Origin of the sequence: Rhizohabitans arisaemae (genome assembly GCF_025996515.1) — a bacterium.
In the GTDB taxonomy this organism is placed as follows: domain Bacteria; phylum Actinomycetota; class Actinomycetes; order Streptosporangiales; family Streptosporangiaceae; genus Rhizohabitans; species Rhizohabitans arisaemae.
The window spans coordinates 1114337-1137588 of record NZ_BLRH01000034.1; the positions used below are offsets into that span (position 1 = coordinate 1114337).

The window sequence follows — 23252 nt, forward strand, 5'->3', positions numbered from 1 at the left end:
CACTTCCCCATGGCACACCAGGCGCGGATCTCACGGTGCCGACCCACGCCACCCGCATCCTGGCCGGCTACTGAGACGCGACGCCGTCTAGATTGTCCCGTGTGACATTTCACTAACAAGGAAAGATGAGTCGCCCATGCGCATTCTCGTGACCGGAGCGGCCGGAGGGATCGGCACCCTGCTGCGCCCCCGGCTGGCCCGCCCCGGGCGGACCCTGCGTCTGCTCGACGTGGTGGCCGTCGAGCCGGGAGAGGGGGAGGAGGCGGTGACCGCCGACGTCACCGACGCCGAGGCCGTACTCGCGGCGATGCGCGACGTCGACGCGGTGCTGCACCTCGGCGGGCACAGCCTGGAGACCGCCTGGGAGCGGATCCTGCACGTCAACGTGCACGGCACCCAGGTGGTGCTGGACGCGGCCCGGAAAGCCGGGGTCCGGCGGGTCGTGCTGGCGAGCAGCAACCACGCGGCGGGGTTCCACCCGCGCACCGCAGGCGAGGCCCCGGACGACCTGTCCGCCCGGCCCGACACCTACTACGGCGTGAGCAAGGTGGCGACGGAGTCGCTCGGCAGCCTCTACCACGACCGGTTCGGGATGGACGTGGTGGCCCTGCGCATCGGCACCTGCGAAACCCGGCCCCCGGACCTGCGCGCGCTCAGCACCTGGCTCTCCCCCGACGACTGCGCCCGCCTGGTGGAGGCCTCCCTGGCCGCCACCGGATTCCACCTGGTCTGGGGTGTGTCCGCCAACACCCGGCGCTGGTGGTCCCCCGACGGCGGCCGGGCCATCGGATACGAGCCGCAGGACGACGCCGAGCGGTACGCGCCCGAGCTGATCGCCGCCCATGGGGAACCCGACCTCGCCGACCCCGCGCACGCCCGGCTCGGCGGGTCCTTCTGCGTACAGGAACTCGGAGCAGACCTATGACGACGATCACGGATTCACCGGACCACGAGGTCGACCACGCCGTCGCCGCCGCGCTCCGTGCGGGTACGGCCTGGCGGCGCACCCCGGCGGCGGACCGCGCGGCCGTCCTGGACGCCGCCGCGGACGCCCTCGCCGAGGCCGCCGAGACGCTCTGGCCGGTGGCCGACGCCGAAACCCGCCTGGGTGAGACACGGCTCCGGGGCGAGATCGCCCGTACGGCGGGCCAGTTCCGGCTCTTCGCCCAGGTGGTCGGGGACGGCGGGTATCTGGACGCCGTGATCGACCACGCCGACCCCGCGGCGGTTCCCCCCAAACCCGACCTGCGCCGGGTCAACCACCCGCTCCCCGGGGTGGTCGGCGTGTTCGCGGCCGGGAACTTCCCGTTCGCCTTCTCGGTGGCCGGGGGCGACACCGCCTCCGCGCTCGCCGCCGGATGCCCGGTCGTGGTCAAAGCCCACCCGGGGCACCCGCGCACCTCCGACCTGGTCGCCCGGACCGTCCGCGCCGCGCTGCCGTCCCCGGACCTGCTGGGCCTCGTGCACGGCTTCGACGCCGGGGGACGGCTGGCCAGGCATCCCGGGGTCGCCGCGATCGGTTTCACCGGGTCGATCGCGGGCGGACAGGCCGTACAGGCGCTCATCGGGGAGCGTCCTGACCCGATCCCGTTCTACGGCGAACTCGGCAGCGCCAACCCCGTGGTGGTGCTCCCCTCGGCGCTGCGGGGGGATGTGACGGCGCTGGCCCGGGGGTTCGCCGGGTCGCTCACCCTGGGGGTGGGACAGTTCTGCACCAACCCGGGGCTGCTCTTCGTCCCCGAGGACGACCGGCTGCTCACGGCGGTCGCCGAGGCGGTGGCCGCGACCGCGGGCGGGCCGATGCTCACCGAGCGGATCAGGGACGGCTACCTCGGCGGACTGGACCGCCTGGCGGGTCTGCGGGTGCTGGCCGAGGGGAGCGCCGGGGCCGGGGAGCCCGAGGTCGTCCCCCGGGTCTTCACCGCGGACCTGGCCGAGTTCGCCGCGGGGCTGCCGGGGATCGCCGAGGAGTGCTTCGGGCCCGCCGCGATCGTGGTCGTCTACCGGGACCCGGGCGACCTCCCGGCGGTCCTGTCCCGGCTCGCCGGGTCGCTCACCGCGACCGTGCACGCCCTCGACCCGGCCGAGGCCGCGGAGATCGCCGAGGTGCTCAGGCCGCTCGCCGGGCGCCTGATCTGGAACGGCTGGCCCACCGGGGTCGCGGTGAACTGGGCGATCCACCACGGCGGCCCCTGGCCGGCCAGCACCTCGCCGGCGCACACCTCCGTCGGCTCGGGTGCCATCGCCCGCTGGGTGACCCCCGTCGCCTACCAGGATTGGCCGGAGGGGTTGCTCCCGCCGGAGCTCCGCGCGGACAACCCGCTCGGCGTCCCCCGCCGTGTGGACGGTCGGCTTCACCCCGGGAAGTAGCCCGCCGGAGGCGGGGTACGGGCTACGGCCGGCCCCGCCTCCGGCCGTACCGGAGCCGATCGGGTACGGGCCGCGCCGGGTCGTCTCCCGCGCGGGGCTTGACGTTCCGGGGCGATCGCGGTGACTCGCGGCTTCGCCGCCCGGCGGCCGTACCGTCCGGGTGTCCGGCGCGGCTCAAGGCCGCGATCACCGGCGACGTTCCAACGACTCCATCAGCGGGCGGGGGCTGTCTGACGCTCCCGCCCTGTCTACAACGTTCCGTCGCGGCCTCTCGCTCCGTCTGTCGGACTGAGGAGCCAGCACTTGTCCGTAAATATGCATATATATGCCATTTACGGCTTTCAAATATTCCCAAATCAAATTCAATGCACGCGGAGTAATTTAGGCAGTTAATCTCCATGACAAGGATTTAAACTCCATGTAAGGAGATATAGATGGGCCGACGTGCCCTGCTCGCCGCACTCAGCCTGAGCCTGGCCTCGATCACCCTCGTCGCCCCCCAGACCGCCGGTGCCGTCGCGGAACGCGACCCCGGCGGCGACGCCTATCGCGACCAGCGGCTCACCTGGCAGAAATGCCTCACCGAACTTCCCCCCGGGGCACCACCGCAGGCCCTCGACCTGGAATGCACCGGCTACCGGGTCCCCGCCGACTGGAACAAACCCGGTCAAGGTGGCGACGACCTGGTGATCGTGGCCAGCCGGCTGCGTCCCTCCCACGGCACCCCCAAGGGACTCCTCCTCACCAACCCCGGCGGACCCGGCGGCCCGGGGCTGGTCACGCCGCTGCTCCTGGTGAACCAGACCAAGCTCACCGCCGCGATGGAGATCGTCGGAATCGACGTCCGCGGCACCGGCTACAGCACCACCGTCACCTGCGGCCGCCCGGACGACGCGTGGGAGACCCATCAGGACCCCCGCGACCGCACGCCGACCGGTGTCCGGAACATCCTGAACCGGGCGAAGAACACGGCGCAGGCGTGCCGGACCCACTCGGGCGCGCTGCTCGACAAGATCACCACCGAGCAGACCGTGAAGGACCTCGACCTCCTTCGCCACCTGATGGGGTACGACAAGACCAACTGGCTCGGCTACTCCGCCGGAACCTGGCTCGGCGCCGCCTACGCCACCTACTTCCCGAACCGGGTCTCCCGGTTCGTCCTCGACTCCAACACCGAGTTCACCGCTTCCTGGCAGGAATCGTTCACCTGGTTCCCCAAGGGCCTGGAACGCAGGTTCCAGCAGGACTTCGCCCCGTGGGTCGCCCGGCACCACGCCCGATTCGGGCTCGGCGGCACGGCGGAACAGGTCCGCGCCACCTACGAACGGCTTCGTGCAATCCTCACCGAGCGCCCCCTCGACCTCGGCGTCCTCACCCTCCACGCCCACACCTTCGACCTTGTCATCGCGCAGGGCCTCTACTCCAAGTACCAGTTCCAGGTGTTCGCCGAGCTCATCGCCGCCATCCGGCAGGCCCTCGAAGGCGGAGCCGCCGCCGCGGCGCCCTCCCCGGCGGCGCTCGGGCTCCTGAACGCCGCCGGCGCGGCGAACGCCGTCGCCCCCGACTCGCTCAGATCGACGCAGTACGCCGTCGTCTGCAACGACACCCCCTGGCGCGGCGGACCCCGGGAACTCCTCCGTTCCACCGCCGAACTGGGCGCCCGCCACCCGCTGCTGGGCTGGCGCGCCGTCCTCGAACCCTGCGCCTACTGGGACCGCGAGAGCCCCACCCTCAAGCCGCGCACCGGCGAGGGCGTGCCCCCGATCCTCATGGTCCAGACGGCAGGCGACGGCCCCACCCCGCTCGGCGGCGCGCTTCGCGCCCTCCACCGGTTCAAGGGCGCCCGCTTCCTGCTGGTGACCGACGAGGGGGACCACGGCGCCTACGCCGGCGGCAACACCTGCGTGGACCGGCGGGTCGAGGCCTACCTGGTCGACGGCGTCCTACCCGGCAAGTTCACCACCTGCCCCGGCGTCCCCATCCCCGACCCGGTCGACGCCCTGGCCAAGGGCCCGGCCCAGCAGCCCAACCCCATCCTGCGCAACCGCGGGCTCACCGAAACGCTCACCCCTTACCTGCGCACCCCCTGACCCGCCGCGCCGGGGTCGTCCACCACCGCGGTGGGCGGCCCCGCCCATGAGCCGGTACGGCCGACAGGCGACCGTCGCGCATCCCTGTGGGGCCCGCGCGTTCGCCGTACGGCTGCGGCAGCCTCTTCCGGTCCACGGAATCCGGTGCGACATCAGCCAGGCGGCCCCGACGGCGACCGGTCGCCGTAGTCGTACCCGGCCGAGTACCCGGTCCGATTCCCGGCGCCCCCTCATGCCGTCTCAAGGAACGGACTAGTACACATCCAGAAATATGGACACATGCCACCCATGTGTATGAGAAACGTCGATATGACAAGCGATGTCAATGACGGTAACGCACACAGGGCGGCTTGATCGATTAGCGTCCACCGGGAGTAGATAAATTTCCCGCTAAAGGAGATATATATGGGCAGACGTGCCCTGCTCGCCGCACTCAGCCTGACCCTGACCTCGGTCACCCTCGTCGCCCCGCAGGCCGCGGGCGCCGCCGCGGAACGCGACCCCGGCGGCGACGCCTACCGAAACCAGCGTCTCACCTGGCAGAAATGCTTCACCGAGCTTCCCCCCGGGGCGCCACCGCAAGCCCTTGACCTGGAATGCACCGCCTACCGGGTGCCCGCCGACTGGAAGAACCCCGGCCACGGCGGGGACCTGCGGATCGTGGCCAGCCGGCTGCGCCCGGCCACGGGAACCCCGAAGGGGCTCCTCCTCACCAACCCCGGCGGGCCGGGTGGGCCCGGACTGGGGCTGCCGCTCGCTTTCGTCGGCCGTACCAAACTCATGTCGGCGATGGAGGTCGTCGGGGTGGACGTCCGGGGTACGGGTGCGAGCACCAACATCACCTGCGGCGCCAAGGACGCGTTCTGGGAGTCCCATCAGGACCCCCGCGACCGCACGCCGGCCGGTGTCCGGAACATCCTGAACCGGGCGAAGAACACGGCGCAGGCGTGCCGGACCCACTCGGGCGCGCTGCTCGACAAGATCACCACCGAGCAGACCGTGAAGGACCTCGACCTGCTCCGCCACCTCATGGGGTACGAGAAGACCAACTGGCTCGGCTACTCCGGCGGAAGCTGGCTCGGCGCCGCCTACGCCACCTACTTCCCGAACCGGGTCTCCCGGTTCGTCCTCGACTCCAACGCCGAGTTCACCGCCTCCTGGCAGCGGTCCTTCAGCGGGTTCGCCCCGGGCTTCGAGCGCAGGTTCCGGCAGGACTTCGCCCCCTGGGCCGCGAAACACCACGCCCGATTCGGGCTCGGCACCACCGCCGAACAGGTACGCGCCACCTACGAACGACTCCGCGGGCTGCTGGGCCAGCACCCGATCGACTTCGGAACCTTCACCCTCTACGCCCACACCTTCGACTTCGCGCTCGTGCAGAACGTGTACTCCAAGCACCAGTTCCAGGCTCTCGCCGAGTTCATCGGCTTCGTGGGGCAGACCCTTGAAGGCGGCGCCACCGCCACCCTCTCCCCGGCGCTGCGCGGCCTTCTCGACACGGCGGGCGCGGCGAACTCCCCCGCCCCCGACGCGAGCAAGGCCGCCCTGCATGCCATCACCTGCAACGACACTCCGTGGCGAGGCGGACCGCAGGAGCTGCTCCGCGCCACGGCCGAGCAGGGCGCCCGCTACCCGGTGATGGGGTGGCGTTCCGCCCTCGAGCCCTGCGCGTACTGGGATCGGGCCGCTCCCGTCCTCAAGCCGCGCACCGGCGAAGGCGTACCCCCGATCCTCATGGTCCAGACCGCGGGCGACCCCGCCACCCCGCTCGGAGGCGCCCTCCGCGCCTACGCCCGGTTCAAGCACGCCCGATTCCTCCTGGTGACCGATGAGGGCGACCACGGCGCCTACGCCGGCGGCAACGCCTGCGTCGACGACCGGGTCGAGGCCTACCTGGTGGACGGGACCCTGCCGAGGAAGTTCGGCACCTGCCCCGGCGTTCCGATTCCCGAACCGGTCGGCGCCCTGGCCAAGAGCTCAGCGGAAAGCCCCAACCCCATCCTGCGCAACCAAGAGCTCACCGAGCTGCTCACCCCGCACCTGCGCATCCCCTGATCGTCGACTCCGAGGCCGCCCGCCCGCTCCGGTGGGCGGCCTTCCTGACCTTTCCCTCGCCGTCCCTCGCCCAGCCCCTCAGGGCGAGGGACCGCCGCATGTGCCGGGAATGGCCGTCACCAAGGTCGACGAGGACGTCCGTGGCGGCCCCGTCGCGGCAACCCGTCCGGGCGTGGTCGCGCGGCCGGACCCCGGCCGTCCGTTTACCGGCCAGGCGTCGCGTGCCGCACGCCGACCGGGTCTGCTCCGGCCGCCGCGACGGCGCCCGGCCCAGGCTTGACATTGTCGCATGCTATGACCCATCTTGTTGAGACAAAGACTGCGACATATGGAGGTGGGGACATGCTCCAGGCAGAGCACACGGCGGCCAGGCTGTGGCTGGACCGGCACGGCCTGGCCGACGCCGAGCCGACCCCGCTGCTCGCGGCCCGGCTGGCGGCGCGGTGGCAAGCCAAGCTCGCCGGCGGCCTGCTGGTGGCGGTGTTCCTGATCGGCGTGGGACTCACCCGCAAGCTGGGGCAGCCCACCGACGCCGCATCCTCCCCGCCGCCGCTGCTGGTACCGGCGGCATTGGTGGCCGGGTTGCTGACGGCGCAGTGGCTGCTCGGCCGGTGGGTGCGGCGCGCCGATCGGCGGGCCGGCGCACACCTGTCCCGGCGGGCGGCCTTGCCGGTCGAGCTCGGCTGGCCGGCGGTGCTGGGCCGGTCGCACGCCCTCTTCACGGCCGCCACCTTCGCCGCCGCCCTGCTGCTCACGGTGAGCGTGCTGCCGGCCTCGGACCCCGGCCTGCGGTACGGGGCGATCATCGTGCTGATCGGCCTGGTCGGCGCCGGCGCCGGCATCGTCATGCAGCTGCGCCAGGTGCTGACAGGCCCGGCCGTGGCACAGGACCAGGCGTCGCTTACGGCCGATGTCGTCATGCGGGTCGAGGACGCCCGCGACCTGGTCACACCTGGCCTGGTGTGGTACTTGCCGGCCATCTTCCTGTACGGGGAATCCCCCGGCTGGTGGAACGCCGCCTCGATCGCGCTCGTGGTGGCGGGCGCCGCCGGGTTCGTCCTGATCCGCATACGGGGCACGGGTGCCGGGACGGTGGCACGGCAGGCCATGGCCACCCGATGATCGTCATCGACGCGGCCTCACCGGTACCGCCCTACGAGCAGCTTCGGGCCCAGCTCGCCCGGCAGATCCGGGACCGCTCGCTCGCCGTCGGCACCAGGCTGCCGACGATCCGCCGGTTCGCGGCCGACCTCGGCTTGGCCGTGAACACCGTCGGCCGGGCATTCCGGGAACTGGAGGAGGCCGGGCTGATCGAGACCCGCGGGCGGGCCGGCTCGTTCGTCTCCGCCGGCGGCGAGCAGGCCTTGGAGCGGGCCCGCCGCGCCGCGCGCGACTACGCGACGGTCGTCACGGGCCTCGGCATCGATCCCGCCGAGGCGATCCGGATCGTCGAGGCGGCATTGGGCCGCGCTCCGGTACCGGTGGACAACCGGATACCCACTGCCACCACGCCCTCGCCCGGAACCGCCCGCCGACCCGATCCGGGTGGCGCCTGGCCTGACACCCGGCGGAAATTCGCCGGACCTCGCCCGGCATAAGAACGCAGGCTGCGCCCGTACCGAACATTCCATCGATTCGTCTGGGGCACTCGCCGCCCGGACTCACATTCTCCCGAAGGAGCCCCTGACAACGACTTAGGTCGATAAACGCTGCCCATTCTCGTTAGAAGGAGGTATTCATGGGCCGACGTGCCCTGCTCGCCGCACTCAGCCTGACCCTGACCTCGGTCACCCTCACGGCCCCGCAGGCCGTGAGCGCCACGGAACGCGACCCGGGAGGCGACGTCTACCGAAATCAGCAGCTCACCTGGCGGAAATGCCTCACCGAGCTCCCCCCGGGGGCACCACCGGAGGCACTCAGGGTGGAATGCGCCGCCTACCGGGTCCCCGCCGACTGGAACAGGCCAGGCCAGGACGGGGATCTGCGGATCGCGATCAGCCGCTTGCGCCCGGCCTCGGGAACACCGAAAGGGCTGCTCCTCACCAACCCCGGCGGACCGGGTGAGCGCGGGCGGGACCTTCCGCTCACCCTCGTCGGCCGCACCAAACTCATGTCCGCGATGGAGGTCGTCGGGATCGACGTCCGGGGTGTAGGTGGGAGCACCACCATCACCTGTGGTGCCAAGGACAGCTCCTGGGAGAGCCACCAGGACCCCCGCGACCGCACGCCGACCGGTGTTCAGAACATCCTGAACCGGGCGAAGAGCACGGCGCAGGGGTGCCGGACAGGCTCCGGGACACTCCTCGACAAGATCACCACCGAGCAGACGGTGAAGGACCTCGACCTCCTCCGCCACCTCATGGGCTACGAGAAGACCAACTGGCTCGGCTACTCCGGCGGAAGCTGGCTCGGCGCCGCCTACACCGCCTACTTCCCCGGCCGGGTCTCCCGATTCGTCCTCGACTCCAACGCCGAGTTCACCGCCTCCTGGCAGAAGTCCCTCAGCGGGTTCGCCCCGGGCTTCGAGCGCAGGTTCCGGCAGGACTTCGCCCCGTGGGCCGCCAAGCACCACGCCCGATTCGGGCTCGGAACCACCGCGGAACAGGTACGCGCCACCTACGAACGGCTCCGCGGCCTGCTCACCCGGCGCCCGATCGACTTCGGCACCTTCACCCTCCACCCACACCGCTTCGACTGGGTGATCCTCCTGGGGATGTACTCGAAGCACCAGTTCCAGGGAAGGGCCGAGTTCATCGGCTACGTGGCGCAGATCCTGGAGGGCGGCACCACCACCGCCACCCCCGCGCCGGCACTACGCGGCCTTCTCGCCACGACCGGTACGGCAAGCACCCCCTCCCCCGACGCGGGCAAGTCGGTGTTTCACGCCATCACCTGCAACGACACCCCCTGGCGCGGCGGACCGCAGGAGCTGCTCCGCTCCACCGCCGAGCAGGGCGCCCGCTACCCCCTGATCGGCTGGCGATCCGTACTCGAACCCTGCTCCTTCTGGGACCGCAAGAGCCCCGACCTCAAGCCGCGCACCGGCAAGGGAGTCCCCCCGATCCTCATGGTCCAGAACGCCGGCGACCCCGCCACCCCGATCGAAGGAGCCCTCCGCGCCTTCCACCGGTTCAAGAACGCCCGCTTCCTCCTGGTCACCGGGGAAGGCGACCACGGCGCCTACGCCGGCGGCAACGCCTGCGTGGACGACCGCGTCGAGGCCTACCTGGTCGACGGAGTCCTGCCCGGCAAGTTCACCACCTGCCCCGGCATCCCGATCCCCGACCCGGTCGACGCCCTGACCGAGAACTCCGGGCAGAACCCCAACCCCATCCTGCGCAACCGCGAGCTCACCGAGCTGATCACCCCGCACCTGAGCCTCCGCTGACCGCGAAAGGACGCCCGGCCGGTACGGGGGGCGTCCTTTCACTCGGATCCGATACGGCGGACGCGGCCCGTACACCACCGACCAGGCGAGCGCGGTCCCCTCGTGGACCGCGAAGACAGCCGCCGGCGGCGGGGCATCCGCGCGGGACCGGCGGCGTGACGGGGACGGCAAGCACCCGCGGAACCGGGAAACCCCTCCTGAAACGCCGTGGGAAACGCGCACTCGGACGGCGGGCATCAGATGGCACCACGGCGGCCGCCGCCTTCACGCGGCATACCGGCCGGGCATGACCTGACGGCGGAGATTCACCGCCCTTGACCCCGAGCTTTTCTTGAGCGAATTTCCAGCAATAACGTTGACGATCACATGTGAGGAAAAACCCCCACAAAGGAGAGACGAATGGGCCGACGTGCCCTGCTCACCGCGCTCACCCTGACGTTGACCTCGGTCACCCTGCTCACCCCGCCCTCCGCGAGCGCGGGCGAGGGTCAGCTGCGAGGCACCGCCTACCACGGCCAGCGGCTCGACTGGCAGAGGTGCTTCACCCAGCTCCCGCCGGGAGCACCGCCGGAGGTGCCCCGCCTCGAGTGCGCCGCCTACCGGGTCCCCGCCGACTGGAACAACCCGGGCCACGGCGACGACCTGCGGATCGCGGTGAGCCGCCTGCGTCCCGCCCAGGGCACACCCTCGGGCCTGCTCCTCACCAACCCGGGCGGACCCGGCGGACCCGGCCTGACCCTGCCTCTGGCGTTTTCGAGCCGGACCAAGCTCACCGCCGCCATGGAGATCGTCGGAATCGACGTCCGCGGCACCGGCGCCAGCACGAACATCGGCTGCGGCGGCACGGAGGTCTGGCCGACCGACCTCGACCCCCGGGACCGATCCCCAGCGGGTGTCGGCAAGCTCCTGGCGAGGGCGAAGAGCACGGCACAGGGGTGCCGTGACGCCTCCGGAGCCCTCCTCGGCAAGATCACGACCGAGCAGACGGTGAAGGACCTCGACCTGCTCCGCCACCTCATGGGGTACGAGAAGACCAACTGGCTCGGCTACTCCGGCGGAAGCTGGCTCGGCGCCGCCTACGCCACCTACTTCCCCGGCCGGGTCTCCCGGTTCGTCCTCGACTCCAACCTCGAGTTCACCACGGACTGGCAGCACGCCGCCGCCCGGATATCCCAGGGAATGGAGCGCCGCTTCCGGCAGGACTTCGCCCCCTGGGCCGCGAAACACCACGCCCGATTCGGGCTCGGCACCACCGCCGGACAGGTCCGCGCCACCTACGAACGGCTCCGCGCGATCCTCGCCGAACGTCCCCTCGACCTCGGCACCGAGGTCCTCCACGCGAACTCCCTCGACATGCTCATCTTCGGAAACATGTACTCGAAGTACCAGTTCCAGGGGCTCGGCGAGGCTCTCGCCTTCCTCCGCCAGGTCCTGGAGGAGGGCGCCCCCGCGGTGACCGTGACTCCGGAGCTGCGGGGAATCCTCGGCACCGCCGCCGGGCAAGCCGTGGCCACGGCCGACCGGGAGAAGTCGACGTTCCACGCCGTCACCTGCAACGACACCCCCTGGCGCGGCGGACCGCGGGAACTGCTCCGCTCCACCGCCGAGCTGGGCGCCCGCTACCCGCTGCTGGGCTGGCGGTCCCTGATGGAGCCCTGCCCGTACTGGCGGCGCACCTCCCCCGTCCTCAAGCCGCGCACCGGCGACGGCGTGCCGCCGGTCCTGATGGTCCAGACGGCGCACGACCCCGCCACCCCGGTCGAAGGCGCGCTCGCCGCCTTCCAGCGGTTCAAGGGCGCCCGGTTCCTCCTGGTCACCGGGGAAGGCGACCACGGCGGCTACGCCGGCGGCAACACCTGCGTCGACGACCGGGTCGAGGCGTACCTGGTCGACGGCGTCCTGCCCGGCAGGTTCACCACCTGCCCCGGCGTCCCCATCCCCGACCCGGTCGACGCCCTGGCCAAGGCCGGCCCGACGCAGAACCCCAACCCCATCCTGCGCAACCGCGAGCTCACCGAGCGGCTCACCCCGCATCTCGGCATCCGCTGACCTCCGCGCCGAGGCCGCCCGCACCCTTGGGCGGCCTCCCCGCCGACCGGATCCGGTACGGCGACCGCGGCTTCCTCCACAGGCCGAAGCGCACCCGTCGCCGCGGGCCTCCCCGGAACGGACCCGGCGAGTGATTCGGCGAAGTATCCGGCCGCCTACCGGGTCCATGCCGACCGGAACACCCGCGTCAAGGCACACACCCGAATATTCCGCCGCCGGCCGTACCCCGCGAGGAACATGCGGGGTACGGGGGCCGGCCCGCGGCCACTCGGCGTCTCAGGTGCCGGGGTGCGTCACCCGGCGTGCGCGACGTCGTAGACGGACTGGACGTATCCGGCGCCGAGCACCTTGGTGGCGCGATGGGTGAGCTCGATGTCGGACTCCAGCGGCCCGAACAGCGGCATCCCGGACCCGAGCAGGATCGGCGCCGTGGTGACGGTGAGCTCGTCCACCAGCCCCGCCCGGAGGAAGGTCTGGACGACCTTGCCCCCGTCGACGTACACCCTCCGCGCACCGGCCTCGGCGAGCGCCCGGAGCAGCGCCTCCAGGTCCCGGTGGACGGTGATCCGCGGGTCGGCGTCCGGACTCAGCCGTGAACTGAGCACCATCGTCCGCCGGCCTTCGTAGGGCCAGTACCCGAAGGTGAGCGCCTTTTCATAGGTGCCGCGGCCCATCACCAGCGTGTCGATCCCGGCCATGAACGCCTCATAGCCGGTGTCGCCCGGATCCGCCCGGATCAGCCAGTCCAGGTCCCCGTCGGGCCGGGCGATGAACCCGTCGACGCTCACCCCGATGAACACCTTGCCGCTGAACCGCGGGGGCGTCGCCACTTCCGTCATGAATCGTTCTCCAGTCCTCGTCGGTTTCGGTCGGGGATCACGGCACGTGGGCCGAGGTACGGCCGGAGCAGCCGGGCCAGGCCGGACTCGATCTCAGCGGCGGGGGAGCCGTCCCCGGTCAGCCCCCAGACGATCAGCACACCGTTGTACACGTGCTGAACGGAGGCCGCCAGCCCGTCGACCTCGACGTCGGCCGTGAGCTCCCCCTCGGCCACCGCGTCGGCCAGCAGCGCGGCGATCTCCTCCCGGACCTTCCGGGTGTGGGCCGCCGCGGGTGCCCGGAATCCGGGGTCGGTGAGGTCGAGCCGGAGGAAGCCGAGGCTGTTCGCCATCTCCTCGGGGGTGCCCACCCCCGACGCCATCGCGGCCAGCGCGCCGGACAGGGCGTCGAGCGGTGAGGTGCGGTCGCGCCTGGCCCGGTCGAAGGGTGCGGCCGCCCCCTCGGCGTTCCGCCGGGCCAGCGCGAGCAGGAGCCCGCGCTTGGACCCGAACCGCCGTACCAGCGCCGCGGGGGTGAGCCCGGCTTCCGCCGCCACGTCGGCGAGGGTCAACCCGGCCGGGCCGCCCCGGGCGACCGCCCGCCCGGCGGCCTGGAGGATCTCTTCGTCGCTGCTGGTGCGCGGTCGTGCCATGACTCCCCATTAGTAAATCGCTGTTCACTAATACTAGCGGACACCCCCGGGTTAGTGAACAGTGATTTACAAACATTGGTCACATTAAGTAGTTGATTGACGACTCTTTGTCACGCAAACTCATCGATGTGGAGCATGTTCGCCAGCTCGAAGCGGTGCCCGGTCCCGCAGACCCCCGACGCTCCGGCCCATGCGCCCGCACCCGGCCGGGGCACGGTCAACCGCTCACCCGATCGGCGGCCACCCGCCACCCGCACCACACCTCACGGTCACGCAAGGTCATCAGATTTGCGACATAAGACCCTCCCACCCCGAGGAGAACTATGTTTCGGCACTTGAGCCTTGTGGTCACCGCCGCCATGGCCGCGTTCTCCGCGCCGGCGGTGTCCGGCACCGCCGTCGTCGCCGAGCCGGCGTCGGCGATCGTCAACGTCGCCCACCGCGGCGCATCCGCTTACGCCCCCGAGAACACCGTCGCGGCCTTCGAGCTGGCGAGCCGGCAGGGCGCGGACCGGTTTGAGCTCGACGTCCGGCAGACCAGGGACCGCGAGCTGATCCTGATGCACGACACCACGCTCGCCCGTACCACCGACGTGGAGACCGTCTTTCCCGACCGGGCGCCCTGGCGGGTCGCCGACTTCACCCTCGACGAGATCCGCCGGCTCGACGCGGGTTCGTGGTTCGCCGACGAGTTCACGGGTGAAGCGGTCCCCACCCTCAAGGACGCGCTGCGCGCCATGAACGGACGCAGGCCGGGCCTGCTCCTGGAGATCAAAGCACCGGAACTCCACCCCGGCATCGAGGGCCGGGTCGCCGGCGAGCTCCGGGACCATCCCGCGTGGCTGCGTCCCGGCCGTACCGTCGTGCAATCCTTCGACTGGACCTCGATGCGCACCTTCCACCGGCTGCTGCCGCACGTCCCGGTCGGCCTCCTCGGCACCCCGGCCGTCGAACGGCTGCCGGAACTGTCCAGGTTCGCCCGGCAGATCAACCCCCACCACGCGTCCGTCACCGCGGACTACCTGCGGCGCGTCCACGACCTCGGCATGGAGGTCCACACCTGGACCGTCGATGACCCCGAGGTCATGCGGCGCATGATCTCCCTCGGGGTGGACGGCGTCATCACCAACAGGCCCGACCTCCTCCGGGACCTCCTCGCCCGCTGACCCGGCGGGCACCGGACACCCGGGAGCGGCCGACGCTAGATCGGGTCGCCCCCGTCGTCGCCCCCGGTCTCCTCGGGGGTGGGGGTCGGCCGGGCCGGGCCGGTCGGCCCCTCCGACGGCTCGGGGGACGGCGACACGCTCGGCACCGGAGGCGGGGTCGGCACGAACAGGGTCGGCGGCAGCGGCTGCGGACGCCGTACCTCCTCCACCGGGCCGAACAGCAGCCAGACCATGAGCGACAGCATCAGCGTCAACGCGCCCACCGCGAGCGAAGCCGCCAGCACCGACCGCTTGCTCGCCGTCTCCGGCGGGGGCGGCGGCACGGGCACCGGACGCGGTACGGCGGGGTCGCGATCGTCGATCCAGTACGGCCGGAAGTCCGGCCCCTGCACCCGCCCCGTCAGCACCCCGGAGACGAGCACCGGTTCGAGGAAGCTCTCGGCGCCGCGCAGACCCGGGACGAACGGGGTGGCCACCCACGGCGACTCGGCGCCCGCGGCCGCCGCCACCACCGCGGGCGGCGTGCCCGCGACACCCGCGCCGGTGCGGATCGCCGCGGAGAACCGGTCCCGCGCCGCCGGGTCGGCCGCCGCGCCGACGGTGAGCAGCGCCACGCTGACGTCGCGGCCGTCGGGGGCGCGGCCCAGGAAAACGATCCCCGACGGGCCCGACACCAGCCGTGCGCGCAGGTGGAACGGCCCGACCCGGAGCGGGTCGCCGAAGAGAAGCTGCGTGGCCATGCATGTCATGGAAGCACATCGATCGCCGACCGTTTTAATAGTGGGTATGACGATCGCGGAAGAGCAGATCCTGCCGGAGCCCGCCGGTGAGGCGCGCCTGCTCCAAGAGGCCCTGAGGGAGGTTCGCCGTGTGATCGTCGGCCAGGATCACATGGTGGAGCGCATCCTCGTCGCGTTGCTCGCCGGTGGGCACTGCCTCCTCGAAGGGGTCCCGGGTGTGGCCAAGACGCTCGCCGCGACGACCCTGGCCACCGTGGTCGGCGGCTCGTTCGCCCGGATCCAGTTCACCCCGGATCTGGTGCCGAGCGACATCGTGGGCACCCGCGTCTACCATCCGTCCACCGAACGGTTCGACGTCGAGCTGGGTCCGGTGTTCGCCAACTTCCTGCTCGCCGACGAGGTGAACCGCGCCCCCGCCAAAGTCCAGTCGGCGCTGCTGGAGGTGATGGCCGAACGCCAGGTCACCCTGGCGGGGCGGACCCACCCGCTGCCGAGGCCGTTCCTCGTCCTGGCGACCCAGAACCCCGTCGAGTCGGAAGGGGTGTACCCGCTGCCCGAGGTGCAGCGCGACCGGTTCCTGCTGAAGGTGCGGGTCGGCCACCCGTCGGCGCTGGAGGAGCTGGAGATCCTGCGGCGGATGAGCGTGGCGCCGCCGGAGCCGCGCCGGGTGCTCGACCCGGACAAACTTCTCCTGCTGCAGAAGGCGGCGGCCGCGGTGACCGTCCATCAGCTCGTCGCGGACTACGTGGTACGCCTGGTGATGGCCACCCGCTCCCCCGCCGAGTACGGGCTGCGCGACCTCCGGGAGGTCATCGAGATCGGGACGAGCCCCCGGGCGACGCTCGGCCTGGTCGCCGCGGGGCGCGCGCTCGCCCTGATCCGCGGCCGCGACTACCTCCTGCCCGAGGACGTGCGGGACGTCGCCCGGGACGTGATGACCCACCGGCTGGTGCTCACCTTCGACGCGCTCGCCGACGGGATCCGGCCCGAGGAGGTCGTCCACCAGATCGTCGCCGCCATCCCGCCGCCCTTGGTCGTGTGGAACCAGGGCCAGGCCCCGCGGTGAGGTTCCCGCCGTGGCGGCGTGACCCGCCGCCCGAACCCGCCCCGGTACGGCTCACCCCCCATCAGGCGCTGAACCGCCTGGAGCTCATGGTCGTCCGCCGCCTCGACGGCCTGCTCACCGGCGTCCACCTCGGCCTGCTGCCGGGGCCGGGCAGCGAGCCGGCCGAGACCCGCGTGTACGTGCCCGGCGAGGACGACATGCGCCGGATGGACTGGGCGGTCACCGCCCGCACCACGATCCCGCACGTCCGGGACCTGGTCGCGGATCGGGAGCTGGAAACCTGGGCCCTGGTCGACCTCTCCCCCAGCATGGACTTCGGGACCGCGGCCATGGACAAACGGGATCTCGCCGTTGCGGCGACGGCTGCGCTCGGCTTCCTCACCAGCCGGGTCGGCGACCGCTTCGGCGCCTACGTCCTGCACGGGGGCGACATCCACCGCTGGCCCGCCCGCCCCGGCCAGGCCCCGCTGCACGGGCTCCTCCAATCCATCGTCCAGGCGCCGCGGACCCCGCCCCGCCCCGGCGCCGCCGGCCTCGCCGAAGCGCTGACCCTGCTCGACCGCGGGCAGCGGCGGCGCGGGCTCCGGGTCGTCGTCTCCGACTTCCTGGACCCGGCCGGGCCCACCGCCTGGGAGCGGCCCCTGCGCCGGATGGCCATGCGGCACCAGATGCTCGCCGTCGAGATCGCCGACCCGCGGGAGCTGACGCTTCCCGACGTCGGGCTGGTGACGTTCGCCGACACCGAGACCGGCGAGACCCGCGAGGTCTACCTGTCCCGCCGGGTCCGCGACGCCTACGCCCGGGCCGCCGCCGCCCAGCGGGAAGCCGTCGAAGCCGCGATGCGCCGGTGCGGAATCCCGCACCTGGTCCTGCGCACCGACCGGGACTGGGTCTTCGACTTCGCCAGATTCGCCCTCCACCAGCGACGCGTCGCCCACCTGGCACACCGGAGGCCACAACGATGACGTTCCTCTCGCCCGGCTGGCTCTGGCTGTTCGCCGTGCTGGCGCTCCTGGTCGCCGGCTACGTCGCCCTGCAGTACCTGCGCCGCGCCTACGCCGTTCGCTTCACCAACCTCGCCCTCCTCAACCAGGTCGCTCCGCGGCGGCCCGGCTGGCGCAGACACGTCCCAGCCGCGCTCTTCCTCGTCATGATGAGCCTGCTCACCATCGGGGCCGCCCGGCCCGCCGACATCGTCCGGGTGCCGCGCGACCGCGCCACCATCATCGTGGCCGTCGACGTCTCGCTCTCCATGGAATCGGCCGACGTCCCCCCGAACCGCCTCGCCGCCACCAAGGAGGCGGCGAAGAACTTCGTTCGCGACCTGCCCGAACGGTTCAACGTCGGCCTGGTGGCCTTCGCCCGGTCCGCCTCCCTCGTCACCTCCCCCACCACCGACCACCTGGCGGTGATCTCGGCCATCGACAACCTCACCACCAGACCGGGTACGGCCATCGGCGAAGCCGTGTTCAGCGCGCTCGACGCGATCCGCACCTTCGACCAGCAGGCCGCGCACGACCCGCCGCCCGCCGCCGTCGCCCTGCTGTCCGACGGCGACAACACCTCCGGCCGGTCCGTGGCCCAGGCCGCGGAGGCGGCGCTCGCCGCGAAGGTCCCGGTGTCCACCATCGCCTACGGCACCCAGGAGGGCACCGTCGTCATCGACGGCCGTGCCATCCAGGTCCCCGTCAACAAGGCCACCCTGAGCACTCTGGCCACCACCACCGGCGGCCTCGCCTACGAAGCCGAGTCGGGCAGCGAACTGGAGGACGTCTACCAGCAGATCGGCAGCTCCCTCGGCTACCGCACCGTCCACCAGGAGGTCGGCCACCGCTACCTCGTCCTCGGCCTCCTCGCCGGCCTCCTCTTCGCCGGGGTCGGCTTCCTCCTCGCCCCCCGCTTCCCCTGACACCCGCCGGCCTCTCATACGGAACCCGGCGGGGTACGGCCACGGGCGGCCCCGGTACGGCGCAGCCCGTACCCGGCCTTTCCCCAGAAACCTGGCCGACTGCCCGGCCCCGGCTGCGCTCGGTGAGCACGTCCGCGACGTTTCTCCGCACATGATGTCGCGGTCAAGGGTGAGATCCTGGAGCGGTGGAACACCGTCCAGGTCTGCGACCTGCCGGAGCCGCATTTCTTCGTCACGGGCTTGCCTCGCGATTTCCGGCATCGTCGAAAGACCAGCCGCCCGCAAGCCCGTCAACCGATGGCGCTCCGCCGTACTCACCCATGACCGTCCGGAACGGCCGCACCCCGCCCTCTTCAAGAGAGAGGGCGGGGTGCGGCCGTACGGCCGGTGGGCTAGGCGACCTTGGGGGCGACTCGCATGCCGACCGAACAGGACGGGGTGCCGTCGGCCAGGGTGGAGAAGACCACGGGCATGTAGTCCTCGGCGAAGGAGGGGCCGGCACCGGAGGCGGCGAAGACGCTCTCGGTGACGGGCGCGAGCTCCATGTCGAGGGGCGGGGAGATGTCCTTCATGCCGTCGACGAACTCGTACAGCATGCGCAGCGAGCCGTCGCGCATGCCGACGGTGATGACGACGCCTTCGCGCTTGTAGACACCGAGGATCGCGGCGAGGTTCACCGTCGGCGCCTGAGCCGGCGGGGCGAAGGGGGCGGGCATCCGCACGTCGGCCAGTTCGGCGAAGAGTTCGCGGAACAGGGCCGCGTAGAACGGGCGGGCACCGCCGCCGTTGGTGAGCAGGGCGATCGCCACGCCGGCTCCCGGCACCACGCGAAGGTAGGAGTACTGGCCCGTCGCCGCGCCGTCGTGGCCGTATCCCGGGACGCCCTCCCAGTCGTAGAGGGTCCAGCCCAGGCCCCAGCCGTCGGCGCTGACGGTCCATTTGTCGGGCACGTCCATCTCGCGCCGCTGCATGGCCGCGACGGTCTCGGCGGCGAGTACCCGGGTGCCGTCCGCGGCCACGCCGCCGTCGAGGTGCAGTTTGGCCAGTCTGACCAGGTCGGGGGCGCTGGCGCAGACGACGGCCGCCGGTCCTGCGGCACGCGAGTGCAGGTCCCAGAGGGGCGAGGGCTCGGGATCGGTGCCGGGCTCGCCGAAGTGGCCCATCGCCGCGCGGAACCGCAGCAGGTCCTCGGGCAGGGTCACCGTGGCGGCGAGCCCGGCCGGGGCGCACAGGAGTTCCTGCAGCGCGACGTCCCAGGTCTTGCCGGTCACGACCTCGACGATGCGGCCCAGGACGGAGTAGCCGGAGCCGCTGTAGGAGACCGCGCTGCCCGGCGGGACGTCCACGGCCAGACCGGCACAGCCCTTGACGTACTTCTCCAGGCAGTCGTCACCCCGGCCGGTGTCGAGGTGGAAATCACCGCTGAGGCCGCTGGTGTGGGAGAGCAGCTGCCGGGGCGTGATCGTCTTACTGGCCTCCGCGTCGGCGACGACGAAGTCGGGGATCACGTCACGGACGGGGGCGTCGAGGTCCAGCAGCCCGGATTCGGCCAGCTTCACGACGACGGTGGCGGTGTAGATCTTGGCGATGGATCCCAGGTGGAACACCGAGTCCGGTGTCGCCGTGACTCCGGTCCCCCGGTGCAGCACACCACCGGCCAGTTCGTGGATCTCCCCGCCGACCAGCACGGCCAGAGCCGCGCCCGGCACGTGGTGGGCGGCGCGCAGCGTGTCGAGCCGGTCCTGCCAGTGCGCCAGGCGGAAGACCCGGTTCGATGAGTTCGCCGTCCCCCAGGAACCCTCGGCCCGCCAGTTGCCGTCCTTGTCCCAGCTCACGTTCGTCGACATGGTGTTTCTCCTTGCTGTGCGATGTGCAAATTGCTTGTGCGAATCAATGTGTGAATTAGGCGATCTTGGGTGCGGCGCGCATGCCGATGTAGCAGCACGGCGTCCCGTCGCTCAGGGTGGCGAACACCACGGGCATCCAGTCCTCGGCGAAGGAGCCCGTGCCTTCGCCGGCGAACACCGCCGGGCTCACCGGGACGAGGTTGACGTCGATGGCGGGCGCGAGCCCCGCCATACCGTCGACGAACTCGTAGAGCAGGTGCCCCTGCCCGTCGCGGCTGGTCACTGTGATGGCGACGCCTTCGCGGCGGTAAGTGCCGAGATACGGGGTGATGTCCACCGCGAGCGGCCGGGCCGGCGGCCCGAAGGGGGCGGGCATCGTGATCCCGCCCAGTTCGGAGAGGAGCTCGCGGAACAGGCTCGCGTAGAGCGTGCGGGCGCCGCCGCCGTTGGTCAGCAGCACGATGATCAGGCCCGTGCCCGGAGCGACGCGCAGGAACCCGTACTGCCCGATGGTCGCGCCGTCGTGGCCGTAGCCGGGGGTGCCCTCCCAGTCGTACAGCGACCAGCCCAGGCCCCACCCGTCGGCGCTGACCGTCCACTTGTCGGGGCTGTCCACCTCGCGCCGCTGCATGGCCGCGACCGCCTCCGCGGACAGCAGGCGGGTGCCGTCCGGCGCGACGCCGCCGTCGAGGTGCAGTTTGGCCAGGCGGAGGACGTCCGCGGCGGTGGCGCAGAGCACGCCGCCGTACGGCCCGGCCGAACGCGGCAGCGGGTTCCACACCGGGGCGGGGTCCGGCATCCGCCCCGGCTCGCCGAAGTGGCCCATCGCCGACCTGAACCGCAGCACGTCCTCCGGCAGGGTCACCGTAGCGGCGAGGCCGAGCGGGGCGCACAGCATCTCCTGCAGGGCCTGGTCCCAGGTCTGGCCGGTGAGCACCTCGACCACGCGGCCGAGCACGTTGTAGCCGACGCTGCTGTAGGAGGTCCCGGTCCCCGGCCCGCAGTCCAGGGCCACGCCCTTGGCCGCCTCGACGTACTTGGCCAGGCAGTCGTCGCCGCGGCCGGTGTCGTGGGTGAAGTCGCAGGTGAGCCCGCTGGTGTGGCTGAGCATCTGCCGGATCGTGATGCGCTCGCCGGCCTGCGGGTCGGCGGTGGCGAACTCGGGCAGGACATCGATCACCCGCGCGTCCAGGTCCAGCCGCCCGGAGTCGACCAGCCGCATGACGAGCGTGGCCGTGTGGATCTTGGTGATCGAGCCGACCTGGAACAGGGAGTCGGTCGTGGCCCCCACCCCGGTCCCCCGGTGCAGCACGCCACTCGCCAGTTCGTGAACCTCCCCGTCGGCCAGCACCGCCAGGGTGGCGCCCGGCACGTGGTGGGCTTCGCGCAGCTCATCGAACCGCGCCTGCCAGCGGGCCGGGTCGAAGGGCCGGCCCGGCGAACTCGCCGTGCCCTGCGAGCCCTCGGCGTTCTTGCCCCGGTTCACGTTCGTCGACATGGTGTTCCTCCCTGTGTGGTTCGTCGGACGGATGTCAGTGGTGCAGGGCGGGGACGCGGTCCCGGTCCTTCTCCCGCGGCTGCTGCGGCTGTGACTGCGGCTGCTGCGCCGCGCCGGCCCGTGCGCGGCCTCGCATGATGACCAGGACGAGTACGGCGGCGGCCACGACTCCGGACGCACCGGCGATGAACACCGTCGACATCGCGGAGGTGAAGGCCTCACGCGCGGTCGCGGCCAGCCCGGCGTCGCCGTTCGCGGTGGCGAGGGCCTCGCCGAGCGATCGCCGTGCCTCATCGGTCGCGGTGACGGGCATCGCGGCGGTGTAACCGCCCGCCAGGATGCTGCCCAGGATGGCGACGCCGAGGGCTGCGCCCATCTGCTGGATGGTGTCGTTCAGCGCGGATCCGACGCCGGCGTGCTCCGGCGGCACCGTGCCCATGAGCGCGGTGATGGCCGCGGGGACCGCCAGGCCGCCGCCGGCACCGAGCAGGAACAGCGCCACGGCGGGGAGTACGATGCCGTGCTCCGGCGAGACGGTGGACATCAGGGCGAACCCGGAGGCGGAGACGAGCATGCCGATGGTCATGAGCGCCCGGTTGCCGATCTTGCCGCCGAGGGTGGCGCCGATCGTGTTGAAGGCGAGCGAGGCGAGGGCCATCGGAATGAAGGCGAGCCCGGCCTGGGTGGGCGTGTAGCCGAGTACGTACTGCAGGTACTGGGTGAGCACGAGCAGCAGGCCGCCGTTGGCGATCTGGACGAGGGCCAGGGACAGGCTGCCGCCGGAGAAGGCGGGGTTGCGGAACAGGCTCAGCGGGACCATCGGGTGGGGCGTGCGCAGCTCCCACAGTACGAACCCGGCCAGGGCGGCGACGGTGACGACGAGGCCGGTCACGGTGGCCGCGTGGTTCAGGCCGTACTTCGGCAGCTCGATGATGGTCCACACCAGGGCGGACATGCCGACCACCGACAGGATCGCGCCGAGCGGATCGGGCTTGCTCCACGGGCCCTTGGACTCGGGCATCAGGACCAAAGCCGCGACGATGGCCAGCAGCGCGATCGGCACGTTGATGAGGAAGACCGCCCCCCACCAGAACCAGGCGATCAGCGCGCCGCCCAGGACGGGCCCGCCGACCAGGCCGACCATGGCGACCGCGCTCCACGCGGCCATGGCCTTGCGGCGCTCGGCGTCGTCGAAGACGGTGATCAGGATGGACAGTGTGCTGGGCATGACCAGCGCGCCGCCGACGCCCATCACCGCACGGGCGACGATGAGCTGGGCGGGATCGCCGGCGAAGGTGGCCGCCAACGATGACAGGCCGAACAGCGCCAATCCGATGACCATGACTTTCCGGCGGCCGTAGCGGTCGGAGAGGCTGCCCGAGGTGAGCAGGAGACCGGCGAAGACCAGGATGTAGGAGTCCAGGATCCACTGGATCTCCTGCGCGCTCGCGCCAAGGTCGGCCATCAGCGGCGGCACCGCGACGGTGAGCACCATGTTGTCGATGACCAGCACCAGCGTGCTGAGGCACAGCACGATCAGGATCAGCCAGCGGCGTGGATTCGGTGTGTGCATGGGGACCTCTCAATACGGCGCGTACGGCGT

19 protein-coding genes are annotated in these 23252 nt (G+C 71.7%); 12 read left to right on the forward strand and 7 right to left on the reverse strand.

Annotation, left to right across the window (positions count from 1 at the left end; genetic code table 11):
- The first annotated feature begins 136 nt into the window (after positions 1 to 136).
- From RUR_RS20675 to RUR_RS20690, 4 genes are all read left to right on the forward strand, one after another.
- Positions 137 to 925, forward strand: a complete 789-nt coding sequence (locus tag RUR_RS20675) for an NAD-dependent epimerase/dehydratase family protein (RefSeq protein WP_283136746.1) — start codon at positions 137 to 139, stop codon at positions 923 to 925.
- Entirely contained in the window at positions 922 to 2370 is a 1449-nt protein-coding gene (locus RUR_RS20680) for an aldehyde dehydrogenase (NADP(+)) (protein WP_283136747.1), read from the forward strand. Before RUR_RS20675 ends, RUR_RS20680 begins: the two co-directional genes overlap by 4 nt.
- Positions 2371 to 2804: 434 nt before the next feature.
- Positions 2805 to 4460, forward strand: coding sequence for an alpha/beta hydrolase (locus tag RUR_RS20685; RefSeq protein ID WP_283136748.1), 1656 nt, complete (start codon positions 2805 to 2807; stop codon positions 4458 to 4460).
- A 405-nt stretch (positions 4461 to 4865) separates the two neighbouring features.
- A complete protein-coding gene (locus RUR_RS20690) occupies positions 4866 to 6515 on the forward strand; it encodes an alpha/beta hydrolase (RefSeq protein ID WP_283136749.1) in 1650 nt (549 codons plus the stop codon).
- On the opposite strand, the gene RUR_RS20695 is transcribed toward RUR_RS20690, so the two are convergent.
- The gene (locus RUR_RS20695) at positions 6490 to 6798 is read right to left on the reverse strand and encodes a hypothetical protein (RefSeq protein ID WP_283136750.1); all 309 of its coding nucleotides are present in this window, start codon (positions 6796 to 6798) and stop codon (positions 6490 to 6492) included. The two genes, RUR_RS20690 and RUR_RS20695, sit on opposite strands and share 26 nt — an antisense overlap.
- Before the next feature lie 59 nt (positions 6799 to 6857).
- Between RUR_RS20695 and RUR_RS20700 the strand changes: the two genes are divergently transcribed.
- The 4 genes from RUR_RS20700 to RUR_RS20715 all read left to right on the forward strand — a co-directional run bounded on the left by RUR_RS20700 (position 6858) and on the right by RUR_RS20715 (position 11952).
- Positions 6858 to 7637, forward strand: coding sequence for a hypothetical protein (locus tag RUR_RS20700; protein WP_283136751.1), 780 nt, complete (start codon positions 6858 to 6860; stop codon positions 7635 to 7637).
- The gene (locus RUR_RS20705) at positions 7634 to 8113 is read left to right on the forward strand and encodes a GntR family transcriptional regulator (RefSeq protein ID WP_346349055.1); all 480 of its coding nucleotides are present in this window, start codon (positions 7634 to 7636) and stop codon (positions 8111 to 8113) included. Before RUR_RS20700 ends, RUR_RS20705 begins: the two co-directional genes overlap by 4 nt.
- A gap of 140 nt (positions 8114 to 8253) precedes the next feature.
- On the forward strand, positions 8254 to 9903 hold the full coding sequence (locus RUR_RS20710; RefSeq protein ID WP_283136752.1) for an alpha/beta hydrolase: 1650 nt from the start codon (positions 8254 to 8256) through the stop codon (positions 9901 to 9903).
- A gap of 399 nt (positions 9904 to 10302) precedes the next feature.
- Positions 10303 to 11952 carry an alpha/beta hydrolase gene (locus tag RUR_RS20715; RefSeq protein ID WP_283136753.1) on the forward strand — a complete coding sequence of 550 codons (1650 nt, stop codon included), beginning with the start codon at positions 10303 to 10305 and terminating at the stop codon, positions 11950 to 11952.
- 293 nt (positions 11953 to 12245) lie between these two features.
- Here the strand turns inward: RUR_RS20715 and RUR_RS20720 are convergent, their stop codons facing one another.
- On the reverse strand, positions 12246 to 12791 hold the full coding sequence (locus RUR_RS20720) for a dihydrofolate reductase family protein (RefSeq protein ID WP_283136754.1): 546 nt from the start codon (positions 12789 to 12791) through the stop codon (positions 12246 to 12248).
- On the reverse strand, positions 12788 to 13423 hold the full coding sequence (locus tag RUR_RS20725) for a TetR/AcrR family transcriptional regulator (RefSeq protein ID WP_283136755.1): 636 nt from the start codon (positions 13421 to 13423) through the stop codon (positions 12788 to 12790). The genes RUR_RS20720 and RUR_RS20725 overlap by 4 nt, the downstream gene beginning before the upstream one ends.
- Before the next feature lie 344 nt (positions 13424 to 13767).
- Between RUR_RS20725 and RUR_RS20730 the strand changes: the two genes are divergently transcribed.
- On the forward strand, positions 13768 to 14589 hold the full coding sequence (locus RUR_RS20730) for a glycerophosphodiester phosphodiesterase (RefSeq protein WP_283137060.1): 822 nt from the start codon (positions 13768 to 13770) through the stop codon (positions 14587 to 14589).
- A 35-nt stretch (positions 14590 to 14624) separates the two neighbouring features.
- Here the strand turns inward: RUR_RS20730 and RUR_RS20735 are convergent, their stop codons facing one another.
- Positions 14625 to 15329, reverse strand: a complete 705-nt coding sequence (locus RUR_RS20735; protein ID WP_283136756.1) for a hypothetical protein — start codon at positions 15327 to 15329, stop codon at positions 14625 to 14627.
- Between the two features lie 46 nt (positions 15330 to 15375).
- Here RUR_RS20735 and RUR_RS20740 point away from each other — a divergent pair, with 46 nt between their 5' ends.
- The 3 genes from RUR_RS20740 (at position 15376) to RUR_RS20750 (ending at position 18304) form a co-directional block, all read left to right on the forward strand.
- Positions 15376 to 16395, forward strand: coding sequence for an AAA family ATPase (locus RUR_RS20740; RefSeq protein ID WP_283136757.1), 1020 nt, complete (start codon positions 15376 to 15378; stop codon positions 16393 to 16395).
- 86 nt (positions 16396 to 16481) lie between these two features.
- Positions 16482 to 17360 carry a DUF58 domain-containing protein gene (locus tag RUR_RS20745; RefSeq protein ID WP_283137061.1) on the forward strand — a complete coding sequence of 293 codons (879 nt, stop codon included), beginning with the start codon at positions 16482 to 16484 and terminating at the stop codon, positions 17358 to 17360.
- Complete coding sequence (locus RUR_RS20750; protein WP_283136758.1) at positions 17357 to 18304, forward strand: VWA domain-containing protein; 948 nt, start codon at positions 17357 to 17359, stop codon at positions 18302 to 18304. The genes RUR_RS20745 and RUR_RS20750 overlap by 4 nt, the downstream gene beginning before the upstream one ends.
- A gap of 392 nt (positions 18305 to 18696) precedes the next feature.
- On the opposite strand, the gene RUR_RS20755 is transcribed toward RUR_RS20750, so the two are convergent.
- Genes RUR_RS20755 through RUR_RS20765 form a run of 3 tightly spaced genes read right to left on the reverse strand, consistent with a single transcriptional unit; the run spans position 18697 to position 23222 of the window.
- The gene (locus RUR_RS20755) at positions 18697 to 20151 is read right to left on the reverse strand and encodes a serine hydrolase domain-containing protein (protein ID WP_283136759.1); all 1455 of its coding nucleotides are present in this window, start codon (positions 20149 to 20151) and stop codon (positions 18697 to 18699) included.
- Positions 20152 to 20206: 55 nt separating this feature from the next.
- Positions 20207 to 21649, reverse strand: coding sequence for a serine hydrolase domain-containing protein (locus RUR_RS20760; RefSeq protein WP_283136760.1), 1443 nt, complete (start codon positions 21647 to 21649; stop codon positions 20207 to 20209).
- A gap of 34 nt (positions 21650 to 21683) precedes the next feature.
- Positions 21684 to 23222 carry an MFS transporter gene (locus RUR_RS20765; protein ID WP_283136761.1) on the reverse strand — a complete coding sequence of 513 codons (1539 nt, stop codon included), beginning with the start codon at positions 23220 to 23222 and terminating at the stop codon, positions 21684 to 21686.
- Positions 23223 to 23252 lie beyond the last annotated feature (30 nt).

What these genes read in the sequence shown, in the direction of transcription:
- RUR_RS20675 (WP_283136746.1), top strand. Translation starts at nt 137, where the DNA reads ATGCGCATTCTCGTGACCGGAGCGGCCGGAGGGATCGGCACCCTGCTG.
- RUR_RS20680 (WP_283136747.1), top strand. Translation starts at nt 922, where the DNA reads ATGACGACGATCACGGATTCACCGGACCACGAGGTCGACCACGCCGTC.
- RUR_RS20685 (WP_283136748.1), top strand. Translation starts at nt 2,805, where the DNA reads ATGGGCCGACGTGCCCTGCTCGCCGCACTCAGCCTGAGCCTGGCCTCG.
- RUR_RS20690 (WP_283136749.1), top strand. Translation starts at nt 4,866, where the DNA reads ATGGGCAGACGTGCCCTGCTCGCCGCACTCAGCCTGACCCTGACCTCG.
- RUR_RS20695 (WP_283136750.1), bottom strand. Translation starts at nt 6,798, where the DNA reads ATGTCAAGCCTGGGCCGGGCGCCGTCGCGGCGGCCGGAGCAGACCCGG.
- RUR_RS20700 (WP_283136751.1), top strand. Translation starts at nt 6,858, where the DNA reads ATGCTCCAGGCAGAGCACACGGCGGCCAGGCTGTGGCTGGACCGGCAC.
- RUR_RS20705 (WP_346349055.1), top strand. Translation starts at nt 7,634, where the DNA reads ATGATCGTCATCGACGCGGCCTCACCGGTACCGCCCTACGAGCAGCTT.
- RUR_RS20710 (WP_283136752.1), top strand. Translation starts at nt 8,254, where the DNA reads ATGGGCCGACGTGCCCTGCTCGCCGCACTCAGCCTGACCCTGACCTCG.
- RUR_RS20715 (WP_283136753.1), top strand. Translation starts at nt 10,303, where the DNA reads ATGGGCCGACGTGCCCTGCTCACCGCGCTCACCCTGACGTTGACCTCG.
- RUR_RS20720 (WP_283136754.1), bottom strand. Translation starts at nt 12,791, where the DNA reads ATGACGGAAGTGGCGACGCCCCCGCGGTTCAGCGGCAAGGTGTTCATC.
- RUR_RS20725 (WP_283136755.1), bottom strand. Translation starts at nt 13,423, where the DNA reads ATGGCACGACCGCGCACCAGCAGCGACGAAGAGATCCTCCAGGCCGCC.
- RUR_RS20735 (WP_283136756.1), bottom strand. Translation starts at nt 15,329, where the DNA reads ATGGCCACGCAGCTTCTCTTCGGCGACCCGCTCCGGGTCGGGCCGTTC.
- RUR_RS20740 (WP_283136757.1), top strand. Translation starts at nt 15,376, where the DNA reads ATGACGATCGCGGAAGAGCAGATCCTGCCGGAGCCCGCCGGTGAGGCG.
- RUR_RS20745 (WP_283137061.1), top strand. Translation starts at nt 16,482, where the DNA reads ATGGTCGTCCGCCGCCTCGACGGCCTGCTCACCGGCGTCCACCTCGGC.
- RUR_RS20750 (WP_283136758.1), top strand. Translation starts at nt 17,357, where the DNA reads ATGACGTTCCTCTCGCCCGGCTGGCTCTGGCTGTTCGCCGTGCTGGCG.
- RUR_RS20755 (WP_283136759.1), bottom strand. Translation starts at nt 20,151, where the DNA reads ATGTCGACGAACGTGAGCTGGGACAAGGACGGCAACTGGCGGGCCGAG.
- RUR_RS20760 (WP_283136760.1), bottom strand. Translation starts at nt 21,649, where the DNA reads ATGTCGACGAACGTGAACCGGGGCAAGAACGCCGAGGGCTCGCAGGGC.
- RUR_RS20765 (WP_283136761.1), bottom strand. Translation starts at nt 23,222, where the DNA reads ATGCACACACCGAATCCACGCCGCTGGCTGATCCTGATCGTGCTGTGC.